A 15,098-nucleotide genomic window follows, 5' to 3' on the forward strand; every position below is an offset into this window, starting at 1 on the left:
GTGAAACAACGGAAATTCACCTGCTACTTGCGCACTTGATGCTTGAATTTTCAGCGCCTACACAATAAGCAGTATCGAGATCGTGTACATCAAGAGCAGAGAGTAGACAACAGTTGGATGATGCTGCACTCGGAATCGAATAAATACCATCAATGCGAGCGCAATGGTTAAGAAAATGAGGAAGGCAACAAAGAAGCGCTGCGAGTATAAGACGATTTGAATAAGCGTGTCAGGAGTGATCAGACGGCTTGGCTCCAAAACCATTCGACCGAAGAATTCCGTAGTGATAAGTGGAGCCTCGGTAATATTTTGCGCTGCGTCCTGCGCAATAACTGAAATAGCGCTATCAGCTTGAGCACTACCTCGTGTATCAATTTGACCGTAATATCCGTCAACGCTCGGTTGGAGATTCGCTTCGATTCCTCCATAGCGAACTACTACATGCTCTGGGTCATTGGTGACTGTTGCAAAGACATCATAACCAGTCCGCGGTTCCCAGGATGGTAAGACGACAGATCGATCAAGGGCAATAAGTGGAGACTGGGTATCAATGGAAATAGTTACCGGCTCGGTGCTGCCACTCTCAAGTTGTGAGTCCGGATCAACCGCATAGGCAATTAAACTATGTGAACCGTCAAGCAAGGGCTCAGTCACATCACCTTCGTATTTACCCTCGGCATCAGCCTTTACCTCAAGTACCACTGTTTCACCATCTTGCACCTTTACGACAGCATTAGGACTGGTCACTCCGGCCACTCTCGGCTGCGCCACATTTAACAAGCTTTCCGGTTTTGGAAAAGCAATAGTCGGAGTAATTGGTGGCTCGGCCTTTACTACTGGCTGAGGTGTCGGCGTGCTAGGTGTAGTAGGAGTGCTGGGTTGTTGTATGCTTGGTGTGCTTGAGGATTGCGAAGTTGCAGGTGCGGGCTCCGGTGCTGCGGCTACTTCTACCTGCAAAGGCGCGCCAAACATCTGTGCAACCACAATAGTCTGTACACCATTTACTTCACCAGTGGAAACCGCAATACCAATCTCAGTGTAATTTGCATTCATGATATTTTTACGGTGCGAAGGACTTGCTAACCAGGCATCAACCAGCGTTTCGGCCGTTGAAAAATCCTTAGCTAAATTCTCACCAGCAAATTTATATGAATACCCTGCTCGCTTAAACCAGTCCCACGGGGTCACATTCGCCGGACTTGTATGAGCAAAATACTGATTCACAATCATGTCATTTGCCTTCCCTTGCGCAGCCTGTCCTAGGAGGCCATTCACTGCTAAAGGAGCTAAGCCGGCACTCTGACGGGCTTGGTTGGTGAGCGCAACGATATTCTGCACAGTCACGTTTGAGACGTACGAGGTGCCAGGATAAAAAGCCACAATACTCATCACAAAAAGCTTCACTCCAATAAGGAGCGTTGCATACACTTTGAGGGCTTTTGACCGCAAGGCATGGGGATGATGATTATTCCCCTCATGCGGGATAAAAGCATGTTTTAAGTGGTGATGGAGTGGACGTCCCATATATTCACGCTAGGAAACATGAGAAAATAGCATGGAAAGTGAAAAAAATCAAGTCTAGGTACAAAAAAATCTCTTCAAACAAAGAGACTCGCAATTCCCCCGTGTATTTCTCATAGACTTTACTATTGTAGCAGAATTATCTACTTTTGTCCACTCAATCGAGAAAAAGAAAAGCCACCCGCCCACAACGGAGGGGGGACCACCATGTTTGTTCGTGAAACGAACCCGCAGCATAGTGGCTCCCGTTTGAGGAACGGGTGGCTGAAGAAGTGAGGCGACGAAAAAACGTAGTTGATTGTCTACAAAGCCCAGAAGGGTGTAGGGCTACGTTAGGGACGCACAGATCAGGCTCCCTGGCAGGATGTCGCCTCAATATCAAAAAACTGCTTTCAACCTAACATGTAGGAAAAAAGATGCAAGCCCTTTATTTCACCTGAGCCAAAGCTTGCTGCAAAGTATCATAAGAAAGCAAGGCACATTTTTGGCGACTAGGAGTGAGTGGACTACCAAAGCGAGCTAACTGCTCCTCCTTAGTGCCTTGCATGACCTCCTTCACTGCTTTGCCTTTTACCGCCTCAGTCAGCATAGAGGCTCCGGCTTTAGCGATTGCACAACTCTCACCACTGAAACGGATATCTTGGATAATGCCATCTAGCACCCTAAGATCTATGTGCATCTCATCGCCACACATGGGATTACTATTTTTCTGCTGCACATTAGCATCATCCAGTGTGCCGAAATTCTTTGGGCTCCTCGTGTGTTCGAGTACTTCTTGTCGATAGAGGTCCATATTAGGTGAGAATTTTTTTTGCTTCGTGCAATGCTTGCACTAAGCGATCAACTTCCTCTTTGGTGTTATAGACATAGAGGCTAATGCGAGCAGTGGCCACTGCACCAAGCTTACGCACCAAAGGCTGTGCGCAATGATGGCCAGTCCGTAAACACACACCGTAGGTATCACACACTGATGCCAGGTCATGGGAGTGCATCCCTTTCATATTAAAGGAAAGCACGCCGCCTCGCCCCTCAGTATTGAGAGGTCCGTATATTTGAAGATCGGAAATCTTCTGTAGCTGTTCAAGCGCATAACCGGTTAATTCCATCTCATGCGCATAGATATTTTCTAACCCTAAATCTTGTAAATAACGCAGGGCGTGCTGCAAACCAGTCACCCCTGCAATTTCAGGTGTCCCAGCTTCGAATTTGAATGGTACGGCATTCCACGTCGCCTCGGTGTAGGTCACCTCATTAATCATATGGCCGCCACCCAGGAAAGGATCAGCCTCTTCCCAGCGTTCCATTTTGCCATACACAAATCCTGAACCAGTTGGCCCAAGCATTTTATGTCCAGTGGCCACATAAAAGTCACAATCAATTGACTGGACATTTACCTGCATGTGCGGAGCTGCCTGCGCTCCATCAATAATACTGACAATGCCATGTGTCTTTGCCTTTGCAACTATTTCTTTTACCGGGTTTATAGTCCCCAAGACATTAGACATATGCGTGACTGAGAGCAGCTTCACCTCAGGGGTCATCAATGCGTCAAGCTGAGAAAGATCGAGTCGACCTTCATCGGTAATTGGGATGAAGCGTAGCTGCACGCCCTTGTCTTTAGCTAATAGCTGCCAGGGAATTAAATTCGCGTGGTGCTCCATTTCTGTCAGAAGCACTATATCGCCTGAATGGAGAAACTTCCGTGCCCAAGCATGTGCCAATAAATTAATACCCTCGGTCGCATTGCGAACAAAGACGATATTCTCAGCCTTAGGCGCGTGAAGAAATTCCGCTGCTGCTTGTCGAGAAGCTTCATAGCCGGCGGTTGCTTCTTCGCTAATGGTATACACTCCGCGATGCACATTTGCATAGTGAACGCGATAGAGCTGATCAACAGCTTCAATAACCTGTTTCGGTTTTTGGGTAGACGCAGCGTTATCCAAATACGCTAAAGTGTGTCCGTTCACCTTCCTCTGAAGTATGGGGAAGTCAGCTCGGATCTTTTCTATGTCTAATGGGGTACTCATATAGCTTGATGGGAATTTAATGACACGAGTAAAGAAGTACCTTCAACTTTTACCGGAAAGACGCGGATCGGCTGAGTAGCCGGTAGGCTTCGTACTGCTCCGGTAGCAATATCAAAGCGCGCGCCATGACGAGGGCATTCTAAACATCCATCTACTATCTCACCACCGGTCAGAGAAGCTGATTCGTGCGTACAAGTATCCTGCGTGGCAAAGAAGCGCCCGTTCAAATTAATGAGCGTGATCGCCAACCCGTTTACCACGAATCGACGTTTCTGGCCGGGCTGAATATCCTCAACCCTAGCAACTGGTATGAAATCAGACATTATCAGGGAGTGGGAAACGCATCAGATAAGAAGCAATGTGCGAGTATACCTTTTCTTGCTCCGCTACTTCGAGTGCAAGGAAAGGAGCTCGTAAAAACCCCTCTATCAGCATACGCCCAGCTTCTTGCCTTGGCAATCCTCGACTCAAGGCGTAAAAAAGTTGCTCCTTATGTAGACCGCCGGTCGTTGCGGCATGACTCGCCTTTACGTCCTGCGCTTCAATTTCTAAGCTCGGCAAAGATTCTGACTGCGCTGCTTCACTCAAGACCATAACTCGCTCTTCTAGAAAGGCATTTGTCTGATTTCCAGTCGGAAGTATTTTAATCATCCCCTTGAAGTCAGCCTTGGCACGCTCAACTAAAACACCATGCAGTAAGGTACGAGCCTGGCTTCCTTTCCCCTTATGCTCCGTCGTAATATCAATGGAAAAAAGGTCATCACCAGCCCCCGCAAAGACACCAATGATTTGTGCATCAGCTCCATCTTCAAGCACAATACGCAATTTACGATGACAAGTACCGCCTAAGTAGTACGCCACATACGTTAATCGACTATCGCGAGGAACCACTACCTCCTGGGGCGACTCGATCGCTGCAGCAGTATTTGTATCAATAATGAATTGATGGGTGTTTTCTTGCATAGCCTTATCCAACCGACCCTTCCATTTCTAAACCAATCAGGCGATTAAGTTCCATCGCATATTCCATAGGCAACTCCTTCACAATCGGTTCGAGAAATCCATTCACCACCATAGCCGCAGCTTCATCTTCACTTAAGCCCCGACTCATGAGGTAAAAAAGTTGATCTTGTCCGATCCGGCTAACCGTTGCTTCATGCTCAATCGTAGCTGACTCATGCACATCCATGCGAGGATAGGTATCAGTGCGTGATTCAAGGTCAAGGAGGAGTGCGTCACATTTCACCTTTGACTGCACGTTTTTCGCTCCCGGCTGCACCTGTAACACACCTCGGTAACTTGTCCGACCATTACCCTGCGATACAGATTTGGAGGTAATAAGAGAAGAAGTGTTTGGCGCCACATGAATCGCCTTGCCGCCAGCATCTTGATGCTGATTTGAATTCGCATATGCTAGGGAAAGAATTTCTGCCCGAGCCCCTTCACCCATCAAATACACCGAGGGATATTTCATAGTCACGCAGCTACCGATGTTGCCATCGATCCACTCGACAGTTGCGTTGGCAAAGGCTATCGCGCGTTTCGTTACTAAGTTGTATACATTCTGCGACCAGTTTTGAATCGTGGTGTAACGAACTCGAGCGCCGGGCTTGGCAATAATTTCTACCACAGCGGAGTGTAAAGAAGCTTTGGAATAGATTGGCGCCGTACAACCTTCAACATAGTGCACCTCACTTCCTTCATCAGCAATAATGAGCGTGCGTTCAAACTGCCCCATGGCCTCGGTATTAATCCTGAAGTAGGCCTGTAAAGGAAGATCAACTTTCACACCTTTAGGGACATAGACAAAGCTGCCGCCGCTCCATACTGCGGAGTTTAGGGCGGCGAATTTATTATCACCCGGCGGTACAACAGTACCAAAATGTTCACGTACTAAATCGGGATAACGACGCAAGCCTTCATCCATACTGAGAAAAACCACTCCCAACTTATCCAGCGTCTCACGCACATTATGATAAATCACTTCCGAGTCGTATTGCGCGCCAACTCCAGCGAGATATTTCCGCTCAGCTTCCGGGATACCAAGGCGGTCAAAAGTTCGCTTAATGTCATCCGGCACCTCATCCCATTTGTCGGCTGAGGCTTCTGATGGTCGCACGTAATAGGTAATGGCATCAAAGTCTAAACGTGACAAATCAGCCCCCCACTTCGGCATCGACTTCTTCATAAATTGCTTCAGCGCATGCAGGCGAAAATCCCGCATCCACTCTGGCTCATGCTTCTGGGCGGAAATATCACGAATTAACTCATCGCTTAGTTTATGCTGAGAACGATACACTGATGAGTCAGGATCATGAAAACCATATTGATACTCATTGGTCTTTTTTACCTGACTGGCCTGACTCATACTTTTGCTTCGCGCAAAATACGATCATAACCCTCTGCCTCTAGCTGATCAGCCAGCGTCTTATCGCCTGAGCGAATAATTTTACCTTTTGCTAATACGTGCACGTGATCCGGCGTAATATATTTCAGGATGCGCTGGTAATGCGTGATAATAAGCACGCCTAATTGAGGACCTAGGAGTTGCTGAACGCCTTCAGATACAATGCGTAAGGCATCGATGTCCAGGCCTGAGTCTGTCTCATCGAGGATGGCAAAGCGAGGTTGTAATACCGCCATTTGCAATATCTCAACCTTTTTCTTTTCTCCACCGGAAAATCCTTCGTTTACTCCACGCATGAGAAAGTTCGGATCGAGTTTTAGTTGGGCAATCTTTTCCTCAAGCATTTGTTGAAACGGCAATACACCTAGCTGATCTTTTTCTTCACGCTGGGCGTTATACGCCTGACGAAGAAATTGAGAAAGACTCACGCCGGGTAACTCGCTCGGGTATTGGAATGCTAAAAAGACGCCAAGTCGTGCTCGTTTATCAGGACTCAGACTAAGAATATCTTCCCCATCAATAGTAACAGTACCGCCGGTCACCTCATACTGAGGATGACCCATCAACACTGAAGCGAGTGTACTCTTACCTGAACCGTTGGGGCCCATGATGGCATGAACCTCGCCTTGGCGAACAACTAAATCAAGCCCTTTGAGTATTTGATTAGCGCCGGCGCTAGCCTGGAGTTGCGAAATACGTAACTCACTCATACTTCAGGCCACATTTGTTTGCCGTCCTGGTCAAAAAGCTTGATAGCATCCACCGGACAAGACTTCGCCGCTTCTAAAATCATCTCTTCTTCATCACCAATGGGATGCTCTTTATCGACAAACTCAACTTTACCTTGACCATCGAGTTGGAAGGTCTTAGCCGCTAAAGCCACGCAAGAGGCCGCGCTAATGCAGGTTTCTTGATCTAGCTCAATCTTGCCGATTTTTTTGTCCTTGTCTGCCATAGGTTATGAGCTTACCTGAGTATGGAGTAACTTATCAAGTCGCATTTTGCTGAGCTTAGATTCCATTGCTTCTCGCACCTGCACCCAAATATCATGCGTGGTACAAAAGTCCTGCCGAGGGCAACCCTGTGCGCTCCGTTCACAAGCCAGCACATCTAATTCATGCACCGCATGCAGTATTTCACCTACGTTAATTTCCTTGGGTGAACGGGTCAGACGATAGCCTCCCTGACTACCTCGGCTGCTCTCTACTAAACCAGCCTGACGTAAATATACCATTAACTGTTCAGCATAGGTGTAAGGCACTCGCTCCTGCTCTGCGAGATTGCGCAAAGAAAGACTGGCTTGACCGTGCTGCCTGGCCAGACCGAGCATGAGAGCTAAGCCATAGTCACCTTTAGTAGAAAACTTCATATCTGAGTAAAATACTAAGATATAAAAACTCGCCTGTCAACGTCTACTTTGACAAGCAGTGCCTGCAAAATCTATGCTACCCCCATACTCGTTCTTTCACACCCGTTCCCATGCAGGAAAGGAATACTCATGGACGCTCTGATGACCAGCCTTGTGCAGGCACCAATTCGCAAGAGTCGGCCGACCTGCGCTCGACGTCGATCTCACCGCTTCCAGCAACTACGTCATGGAACCCGACTTCGCCCTCTGGCAATCGCGCTCAACCAACTCAACATCAGACCTTTCGTCAAGGCTGATGTGGAGAGATACAAGCGTGCACGTCGCGCTGAGTGCGAACCAACGCTTCGTCGAGATGCGCGCTTCAGGCGCTTCTTCCACATCAGCGCTAAGGTCGCCGCGATATTCGTGATAGTGTCTGCCATCTACTTGGCGGTACCTGGTCCGGCTCAATTCGCGGCGACTTGCTCGCTACTTGTTTCGTCGGTCTACCTGACTGCAAACCTCATCCTCGGCTGTCGCCTGCAGTTGCGAACTTACGTCCGCTGGCAGACCTGGAAAATCGAAACAGAGTGGTGCGCTTACCCAGGCGTACTTCCCGATCCTGTACAGCTACAGATCGCCAGGATCAAGGAGGTAGCACCGGGCGCTCGCTTCGAGGTCGAAGACCTCCGTTACAATACCGGACGGGTCTATGACCCACTCCTGTACGCGTGTCTGGATGAGGAACGCTTCTGCGTAGCAACTTGGCTAGGCAAGGAATGCCGAATCGCCTAAGGCCACATTCGAGACCAGCTTCTCTCTTGAAGCTGGTCTTTCCTTATATGCTTGACAGTTTTTCTAGACCGTGCTAACTTATCCCGTTGTTCGTGACCGCATATGTAGTCCCGGACAACGTCAACCACTGGAAATCGGCGCATCATCGCGCCACGTCACAACGAATGGGAGGTATTCCCTCGATGCTGACAAAACTCAAGCGTTGCCCGCGTAGGTATGCGAGCCTGGGTCGCCGGTCCCAGTAGCCCTCTCTCGCACGAGAGGAATCCAACTCGTCCTGCGCCGGGGCCTTCCACCGGCAATTACACCGTCGAAACGGACGAACCCCGGAGCCCGAAGACATCTGTCTGAGGGCTCCTTTTTCCATTGACACAAAGCGTATCGTCTGCTATATTCCCCGGTCTCACGCACCTGCACAATCAACGGAGGATGAATGCGGAACGAAGACGCTGATGCAATGCACTTCCACTGGGGGATCACGAACTGCGTTGTCATCGACGTAGAAGAAAGGCCTAGAGCAAGTGCGGTACGCACTTTTGCTCAGGACAACCAAGCTACTTGTTCAGAGGGAAATGAAGTCCTGGTGCGATGCACCTGCACTGAAATTCGACCTCAGCTACTTAGTGTGAGGAGGCTCCAGTCCTTTCTCACCGAACATCGTTCTGGTCATCCAATAAACTCGCCCAAAGAGGAGGGGGAATGAAAGCAGTCAACGCTGGTGAACACGGCAACGAGCACGTCCGGGTCTGCGTTGTCATCGAAGGAGATGAGAACCGAGATATTCTGGAAATCTACGCTTTCGCTCGCGAGGTTCAGGCCATCGAGCCTGACGAGCCGCAAGACGAGGCTAGCGATGGAGAACGCGTCTTGATTTGTTGCGAATGTCCGGGCGGAGACAGACCTCGCTTCGCTGACCATGACCAACTGATCGCCTTTCTCCGCGATCACAACTCAGGCCACCACGCTTCGGTGGAATAGCCGGAAGGAGACTACATGCATACCGTAGCCGCTACGGCACCATCGAAGCAAGTCAAGAACTGCGTCGTAATCCAGCTAGGAGAGCATCCCTCTCTAGAGACGCTCCTTGCCTTCGCGGCAGAGCATGCGGCCGTCAGAGTTGACGAGCAACCCGACGAACTCAACGACGGTGATCAGGTCCTGGTCACCTGCAATTGTCGGGACGGCTCAGGGCAGCAAATGCTCCTCACCGTGCCGGAGATTGAGCAGTTTCTCGAAAGTCACGCCTTGGGGCATCCCTCGGGGTAAACTATGCACCTTCACCTAGAACCAGCTGACTCCGGTCTCCTGGTTCTTTCTTTTTCTGTCACTCTGGACTTGTTCCGAAGTCTCCTAAACTCAAAACTATTTCAATAACTTCGCCTGTTGCTGCAACTCCTGTATCCGCTTCCGTTCTTGAGTAGTGAAACCGTGCATATCCGTTAAGGTTAACAACTCCTGTATCGTAACCACTCCGATTCGGAAAAGCTTCGATTTCATACTCGAGTCTAAACTCATGAGAATGGTGATAGGATAGACTTTTGTCTGCTCAATAAGCTTTTGTAAACTTTGATCAGCCGGATGACCCCAGCTAAGAATGTGCACGTTTGCGCAACGGGCGTATTTCATTGCTTCGGTGGTACATTTCGTATTTGTAACTAGCCAGGCATGCTGGACATGCTTCTTAGGGGCCAGGCGCTGTTCATCTTCTTTGGCTTGGAAAGCTTTTCCAATGTCATCGAAGCGTGCCTTAATATAGAGCGCCACCTTTACATCAGTCTTCATGCCGCGTCGATTATGATACTTGCACTCAAAAAGATGCAGCTGACCATTCTTGCGGGCTAAAATATCAACCTCGTGTGAAACACAGAAGCCGCGAACATATTGATCAGTTTGCACGCTGTACCCTAAGGCACTCAACAAACGCGCGACGTATTGTTCAAAAGGAAACCCGGTCGGACCAAGATTCATTATCGCTCGTTTCAAACCATAACGCATGGCCTGCTTGGTATTGAGCTGGGCTAGTCGACTTTTTGCATAGGAAAAAATCGCTTGCGTCGACTTATGGAGTTTTGGCTTTAAACTTATTTCCTCAGCCAAACCTCGGGCCACTGTACCCGGCACTCCAGAATTTTGTAAAGACTGAATAAACTTCTCTGGCTGAAAAATCTGGTATTCACCGGATGATTTACGGATGCGCATAGGTATATTGTAGCACGTACTTAGGGTATAGTCTTGACATTTCTATAAAAATCGCTAAGGTCAGACTGCTTTTGGAGCATTGACATCAACCGCTAGAACAGAGGAGGAGGAGTAGATGACGCTCGCAGCTACTGAACTTAGGCCTGGGATGACGGTGCGGAATCTGCGGAGCGGTCTCACCGCTACGGTCACCGAACCGCTGAGGGTCACGGGCGATCCGCTGCACGTACACGTCAGGAGGACGATGGAGGGAGGCGAGAGCAACGGTAAGACCAAGTTGACCACCTGGAGTCTCGACAACGTCGAGATCGTGCCGGTGGCTCAGGAGCCTGTCGACAACGATCGGCAGGTCGGCTAGCCCTTCGCGCCCAATCCAAAAAATCCAGCTGAGCTGGACTAAGGATTGGGTGCTTTTTTTATTTTGCTGGGGTCACTACCAACATGACCTTTTGCCCATGGTCAACATCCCCGCCATTCCAATCGTGAATGGCATTCATAAGCACACTCTCTTCATAGACGTAGTCAGCTCCGTTGCGCGTACCAGGATCATTGGTAATAAAATGCCCATCCTTTGTGTAGCCCTTCACTACTAAGGCATGATAAATCGGACCTGGTGAAGTGAAGTTTGGATTACCTAACTGGCGACCAGCAGCTAATACAATAATTGGATGGCCTTGTGCAATCTCCTGCTTAATAGCAAGAGCAGTCACCGCATCGCCGGTACTCACCTCTACTTCATAACCCCATAGGTCGCGAATGAAGCGTGCCGTCTCTTCGCCGGTTGTATCCTGGTAAAAACCATAGTGCTGCTCCTCAAAATCTACAATCGCTAAAATGGAACGATCAGCGTCTTCTTTCGTAAGCGGCTCATCCTCCCAATAACGTTGTACCATAAGCGCAGCAGTTTCTTCACAGGCTTCTTGGTATGGTAAATCCCAATTGGCAAAAGGCGCCTGAGATGAAAAAGGCACGTCTAAATTTATCTCGTCCGGCAAAGTAACGACTGTGTTTGTAATTGCCGTATTGGTAGTTGTGCTATTACTGTTTTCCACGCTCGTATTCACGACTGCATTTTTCGCAGTAGGCTCTGGTAACTCAGGTGTAGAGATCGAATCCCAAGTATCACGAATCCAGCCGCGCTGCCAATAGCCAAGCCCGAGTAAAAGCACTAACGCGATAATAATGATGATTCCCTTTTTCATAGACGTGCGAGTATAGCAAGACTATTGTAGCACGTCAATGCCCAATGTCTGCTATTAAGGAGACTAGGCGAGCTGCTTACGGAAGAGTAGCGCCAGTAGTAAAATTCCTAATGCTCCTCCGCCCAGCCACCAAGCCAATGTAAAATCTTTTGACTGTTCTTCTTCTACATTTGTTTCTGTTGCTGGATATACATCGCTTGTCTGTATAGTATTTTCATCATCACTGCTTAATTCAGGCATATCTAAAGCCTGTCTTATTTCTTCCTTCTTCTCTTGGGATTCTTTTAAGTCTAGCGAAGTATTCTTTGGTCGCTCAAAAGTAAAACTTGGCCCTTCCACAGCTACAATCAATCGCTCGGCAATTCCAGACCCAGCTGTCGCCTTTTCTTTTCTTATACCAACCTGTCCAGTAACAGCATAATTTCCATAATCAGTATTAAAAGGTTTTACAACAATTTCATTATCATCCCATGAAAGAATAGTGGCGCAACCCTGATCAGTGCGATTGATGCTACAGGTACCGAAATAGACTATGCCTCCACTCTGAAGTGTACCGAATCCTTGACCTCGAATATGCACTTCATCATCGTACCAACCCGTATTCGGCTCTAGACTATCAATTCGTACATATCCCGTATCTTTAGTCGTGAAACTTATTTCATCTGACACAACGCCACTATTCACAAACCGAACATAATACTTTTGAGAGGGCTGCAACACTCCCTCCAGAGAACTAATGAGATAATAAAATTTATTATCATCAGCTATAGTATAGGTTCCTCCATCTATATTCTGCGTATATTGACCGGACTCAACGCCTAACTCAATCCCTAAATCAACCCAATCAGTTGTATCATCTGACTGTACAGAAAAAACCGCGCTTCTATCTGAAGTATAAACTACACTTGGATCTGATAATGAATGTGTTTCAGCCTGAGCCGAAGAAGCAAAAAACAGCGCTATAGCCAAGCTCACTATAGCGATCTCACTGAAGAACATTATGTTCTTTTTCATTGTATCCTCCGTATATTTATCTGCCTCATAAGTGTAACACAAATAAAAGTCTAGCCTCGAAGCGAGCCTCCACTCTTTTATCGATGCTCCTGAATTCCTGTTACGAACGCGGCGTGTCGCCAACAATAATCACTGGTGTGCCCACTTCGGCAAACTCGTACATCCACTGTGCAGCATCAGTTGGTAGATTTGAACAACCATGACTCATAGGATGTCCAAAATTATTGTGCCAATATGCGCTGTGAATACCATAGTCGCCGTTGTAGTACATAACCCATTCTACGTTTGGGAGATAGTAACCTGGCCCGCTCATAACCTGACGACGCACCTTGGTGTACACCTTATATTCTCCTGGAATAGTTGGTGTTGCCGGACGACCGCTGGAAATTAGTGTGTAGTATTGCAATACACCATCCTGAAAAGCAAACATGGTCTGCTTATCTAAGTCAGTGTAAATAAGCTTACCCTCATTGCGAGGCGCACTTACCTCTAAATACTCTGTTGACTTTGCGATGGTATGAAAGGGAATGGTGATTTCGTTCTCACCCTGACCGATCCACTGTGCATCTAAGAAAGTAATGAGTCGATCAATATCTACCTCGCGACCATCCTTCCCCTCACTGATTGGCTTTGTCTCAGCCACTGACTCGTATCGTTTTTCTGACACAGGCTCCTGACGAAGTGTAGCGAGTCGCGTTGCAAAAAACTTCTTTGCTGTCTCTGAGAGAACAGCGAGGTGCCAACCATCCTCATCTTCACTAACTGTTAGCCAAGGTAATACATCGTCTTCTGTCATTTCAAATTCCTCGTCCTCGCTCACTAAGCGAAGTGGAGCACTGAGGAGATCGGCTGCCTGCTCAGCTAAGGGCTGCAGTATAGCAGTGTCCTGCATTGCTTCAGCAGCTACAAAGGCAACGGAAATATCTGTCTCATCTAATCGAATCGCCTGCTGTAAAAGTTGTGCCTTTAACAAATCCTGGTCAAGCACATTACCTGTCTTACCACCACGGAATTGTAGATCTCCGCCATGGTGTACCAGAGTTGGTTGTAGCGGCGCCTGATCAAGCTGCTCAGCCAACCAGGATAGATAGGCATCGAGCTCAGGCTCATGAATCACAACGCTGGCAAGTACTTCATTGTCTGATCCAGCGTGCACTGGTGGCACAAACCATTTTCCTAACAAGCTTGTACGGCCAGTGTGAAAAGCTTGTGCTACTGTCTGCGTAATATCAACACTTAAACCTAAATCGCTAAAGCGAGGCGTCCAAGCTTCTTCACCATAGCGGATAGTAATAGGCTGCTGAGCGTAGTCACTTACGTATTGCTCAATTGCTGCCTCCGCCTGTGCGACTGCTAAACCGCCCACATCAACCGGGCCAATATGAATGCCCGGGTAAATTTTTTGTTGTAGGAGTTGCGCATAGCCAAAAGACAGTACCGCTAACACTGCGACCACGGAGAGCGGCGCGCTTAGCCATAGAAAAATGCGCGACTGGTGCCAGCGCGAAGTCTGCTCTCGAGATGGAGAATAGCGTACCCCCTTGTGCATTTGTAATGTGAAATTTGTGTTGTTTTTTGACTTTTCATATATGAGTATAGCAAAAAAATCGTCGAAAGTCAATATTATCTACCCGCCCTCTCACCCGTCATTGCGAATCCCGATGCATATCGGGATGAAGCAATCTCGTTACTCAAACTCACGGGATTGCTTCGTCGTTCGCTGGACTCTCTCCTCGCAATGACGGGAGGAAGCGAGAGGGCGGTTAATAAAAATCACGACAAGGCAGAGACGCCTTATCTGTGTGTCTACTTATGCAAAGAAAGTAATAGGCCGAAGATGTTGTGTGAAGTCTGCGCCCTGAAGATCTGACAAGGTGCTGGCGTCTCGTACATTCCATTTGCCAATTGCCGTACGTCGCAATGCACGTAAGTACGCGCCGCATCCCAAAGCCTCACCAATGTCACGCGCTAAGGTGCGGATATAGGTACCTGACGAGCACTCTACTTCAAGCTTCAGCTCTGGCCATGCATATGTACGGATACGTATGGCATAAATTTCTACTTCCCGCTCAGGTAGCTCTACTTCCTCGCCGCGCCGCAAGCGACGATAGGCTGGTACGCCACGGATCTTAATAGCCGAAAGCGCTGGAGGAATCTGTCGAATCGGTCCTTGAAACTTTTTTACCGCTGGCAGGATATCCTTCTTCCGTAATGGATGCAGATCCTCTGTTTCGGTAATCACTCCATCACAATCATCAGTATCACTTCGAGCACCTAAGCGCAGGGTGGCCTCGTAGGTCTTAGTCGTATCTAGGGTAAGTCCACCCAAATGCTTTGTCGCGGCACGTCCCACTCCGACTATAAGCAAGCCAGTAGCAAAGGGGTCAAGCGTGCCAGCATGCCCCACCCGTTGCACTCCACTGGATCGTCGCACCCGGTTCACCACATCGTGCGAAGTCATACCTGCAGCTTTATCGATAAGGAGAAATCCTTCCATACCCATAAGTGTACAGGGGGCACGTAACAAGTGACAACAAGGCATATTTGCTACTTTCCTGTTAGCCCTTGACCGCGCTTGACATCAG

At 48.3% G+C, this 15,098-nt stretch carries 17 protein-coding genes; 3 read left to right on the plus strand and 14 right to left on the minus strand.

The genetic code is table 11. The annotated features are described in order from the left end of the window. Window positions 1-57: 57 nt before the first annotated feature. From H6760_03985 to H6760_04025, 9 genes are all read right to left on the minus strand, one after another. Window positions 58-1,524, minus strand: coding sequence for a hypothetical protein (locus H6760_03985; protein ID USN53297.1), 1,467 nt, complete (start codon window positions 1,522-1,524; stop codon window positions 58-60). Between the two features lie 424 nt (window positions 1,525-1,948). Continuing rightward, window positions 1,949-2,314 carry an iron-sulfur cluster assembly scaffold protein gene (locus tag H6760_03990; GenBank protein ID USN53298.1) on the minus strand — a complete coding sequence of 122 codons (366 nt, stop codon included), beginning with the start codon at window positions 2,312-2,314 and terminating at the stop codon, window positions 1,949-1,951. Between the two features lies 1 nt (window position 2,315). Next, complete coding sequence (locus H6760_03995; protein USN53299.1) at window positions 2,316-3,548, minus strand: cysteine desulfurase; 1,233 nt, start codon at window positions 3,546-3,548, stop codon at window positions 2,316-2,318. Then, on the minus strand, window positions 3,545-3,871 hold the full coding sequence (locus H6760_04000; protein USN53300.1) for a non-heme iron oxygenase ferredoxin subunit: 327 nt from the start codon (window positions 3,869-3,871) through the stop codon (window positions 3,545-3,547). Before H6760_04000 ends, H6760_03995 begins: the two co-directional genes overlap by 4 nt. Further along, window positions 3,864-4,511 (minus strand): SufD family Fe-S cluster assembly protein, encoded by a 648-nt coding sequence (locus tag H6760_04005; GenBank protein ID USN53301.1) that lies wholly within the window; start codon window positions 4,509-4,511, stop codon window positions 3,864-3,866. The genes H6760_04000 and H6760_04005 overlap by 8 nt, the downstream gene beginning before the upstream one ends. Before the next feature lie 4 nt (window positions 4,512-4,515). Beyond that, window positions 4,516-5,916: a Fe-S cluster assembly protein SufB gene (gene sufB, locus H6760_04010; GenBank protein ID USN53302.1), complete on the minus strand. Its 1,401-nt coding sequence runs from the start codon at window positions 5,914-5,916 to the stop codon at window positions 4,516-4,518. After that, window positions 5,913-6,665, minus strand: coding sequence for a Fe-S cluster assembly ATPase SufC (gene sufC, locus H6760_04015; protein ID USN53303.1), 753 nt, complete (start codon window positions 6,663-6,665; stop codon window positions 5,913-5,915). The genes sufB and sufC overlap by 4 nt, the downstream gene beginning before the upstream one ends. Further along, complete coding sequence (locus tag H6760_04020) at window positions 6,662-6,910, minus strand: ferredoxin (GenBank protein ID USN53304.1); 249 nt, start codon at window positions 6,908-6,910, stop codon at window positions 6,662-6,664. Before H6760_04020 ends, sufC begins: the two co-directional genes overlap by 4 nt. Before the next feature lie 3 nt (window positions 6,911-6,913). Continuing rightward, window positions 6,914-7,324 carry an Rrf2 family transcriptional regulator gene (locus tag H6760_04025; GenBank protein ID USN53305.1) on the minus strand — a complete coding sequence of 137 codons (411 nt, stop codon included), beginning with the start codon at window positions 7,322-7,324 and terminating at the stop codon, window positions 6,914-6,916. Window positions 7,325-7,621: 297 nt separating this feature from the next. Here H6760_04025 and H6760_04030 point away from each other — a divergent pair, with 297 nt between their 5' ends. After that, window positions 7,622-8,098 carry a hypothetical protein gene (locus H6760_04030; GenBank protein USN53306.1) on the plus strand — a complete coding sequence of 159 codons (477 nt, stop codon included), beginning with the start codon at window positions 7,622-7,624 and terminating at the stop codon, window positions 8,096-8,098. A gap of 699 nt (window positions 8,099-8,797) precedes the next feature. Beyond that, a complete protein-coding gene (locus H6760_04035; protein ID USN53307.1) occupies window positions 8,798-9,076 on the plus strand; it encodes a hypothetical protein in 279 nt (92 codons plus the stop codon). A gap of 384 nt (window positions 9,077-9,460) precedes the next feature. Here H6760_04035 and H6760_04040 read toward each other — a convergent pair whose 3' ends face one another. Beyond that, on the minus strand, window positions 9,461-10,297 hold the full coding sequence (locus H6760_04040; protein ID USN53308.1) for a restriction endonuclease: 837 nt from the start codon (window positions 10,295-10,297) through the stop codon (window positions 9,461-9,463). Window positions 10,298-10,445: 148 nt separating this feature from the next. On the opposite strand from H6760_04040, the gene H6760_04045 reads away from it, so the two are divergent. Continuing rightward, window positions 10,446-10,655: a hypothetical protein gene (locus H6760_04045; protein ID USN53309.1), complete on the plus strand. Its 210-nt coding sequence runs from the start codon at window positions 10,446-10,448 to the stop codon at window positions 10,653-10,655. Window positions 10,656-10,713: 58 nt separating this feature from the next. Here the strand turns inward: H6760_04045 and H6760_04050 are convergent, their stop codons facing one another. The 4 genes from H6760_04050 to truB all read right to left on the minus strand — a co-directional run bounded on the left by H6760_04050 (window position 10,714) and on the right by truB (window position 15,010). After that, window positions 10,714-11,499, minus strand: a complete 786-nt coding sequence (locus H6760_04050; protein USN53310.1) for a C39 family peptidase — start codon at window positions 11,497-11,499, stop codon at window positions 10,714-10,716. Between the two features lie 63 nt (window positions 11,500-11,562). Then, window positions 11,563-12,513, minus strand: coding sequence for an IPT/TIG domain-containing protein (locus H6760_04055; protein USN53311.1), 951 nt, complete (start codon window positions 12,511-12,513; stop codon window positions 11,563-11,565). Between the two features lie 100 nt (window positions 12,514-12,613). After that, on the minus strand, window positions 12,614-14,062 hold the full coding sequence (locus H6760_04060; protein ID USN53312.1) for a L,D-transpeptidase/peptidoglycan binding protein: 1,449 nt from the start codon (window positions 14,060-14,062) through the stop codon (window positions 12,614-12,616). A gap of 261 nt (window positions 14,063-14,323) precedes the next feature. Continuing rightward, a complete protein-coding gene (gene truB / locus H6760_04065) occupies window positions 14,324-15,010 on the minus strand; it encodes a tRNA pseudouridine(55) synthase TruB (protein USN53313.1) in 687 nt (228 codons plus the stop codon). Between the last annotated feature and the right edge of the window lie 88 nt (window positions 15,011-15,098).

The sequence above is a fragment of the Candidatus Nomurabacteria bacterium genome (assembly GCA_023898465.1).
Taxonomy (GTDB): domain Bacteria; phylum Patescibacteriota; class Patescibacteriia; order HK-STAS-PATE-3; family HK-STAS-PATE-3; genus HK-STAS-PATE-3.

Coding starts and splice junctions, on each gene's coding strand:
- H6760_04060 (USN53312.1), bottom strand. CDS start 14,062: ATGCACAAGGGGGTACGCTATTCTCCATCTCGAGAGCAGACTTCGCGC.
- H6760_03990 (USN53298.1), bottom strand. CDS start 2,314: ATGGACCTCTATCGACAAGAAGTACTCGAACACACGAGGAGCCCAAAG.
- H6760_04005 (USN53301.1), bottom strand. CDS start 4,511: ATGCAAGAAAACACCCATCAATTCATTATTGATACAAATACTGCTGCA.
- H6760_03995 (USN53299.1), bottom strand. CDS start 3,548: ATGAGTACCCCATTAGACATAGAAAAGATCCGAGCTGACTTCCCCATA.
- H6760_04050 (USN53310.1), bottom strand. CDS start 11,499: ATGAAAAAGGGAATCATCATTATTATCGCGTTAGTGCTTTTACTCGGG.
- H6760_04000 (USN53300.1), bottom strand. CDS start 3,871: ATGTCTGATTTCATACCAGTTGCTAGGGTTGAGGATATTCAGCCCGGC.
- H6760_04045 (USN53309.1), top strand. CDS start 10,446: ATGACGGTGCGGAATCTGCGGAGCGGTCTCACCGCTACGGTCACCGAA.
- sufC (USN53303.1), bottom strand. CDS start 6,665: ATGAGTGAGTTACGTATTTCGCAACTCCAGGCTAGCGCCGGCGCTAAT.
- truB (USN53313.1), bottom strand. CDS start 15,010: ATGGAAGGATTTCTCCTTATCGATAAAGCTGCAGGTATGACTTCGCAC.
- H6760_04025 (USN53305.1), bottom strand. CDS start 7,324: ATGAAGTTTTCTACTAAAGGTGACTATGGCTTAGCTCTCATGCTCGGT.
- H6760_04055 (USN53311.1), bottom strand. CDS start 12,513: ATGAAAAAGAACATAATGTTCTTCAGTGAGATCGCTATAGTGAGCTTG.
- H6760_03985 (USN53297.1), bottom strand. CDS start 1,524: ATGGGACGTCCACTCCATCACCACTTAAAACATGCTTTTATCCCGCAT.
- sufB (USN53302.1), bottom strand. CDS start 5,916: ATGAGTCAGGCCAGTCAGGTAAAAAAGACCAATGAGTATCAATATGGT.
- H6760_04040 (USN53308.1), bottom strand. CDS start 10,297: ATGCGCATCCGTAAATCATCCGGTGAATACCAGATTTTTCAGCCAGAG.
- H6760_04020 (USN53304.1), bottom strand. CDS start 6,910: ATGGCAGACAAGGACAAAAAAATCGGCAAGATTGAGCTAGATCAAGAA.
- H6760_04035 (USN53307.1), top strand. CDS start 8,798: ATGAAAGCAGTCAACGCTGGTGAACACGGCAACGAGCACGTCCGGGTC.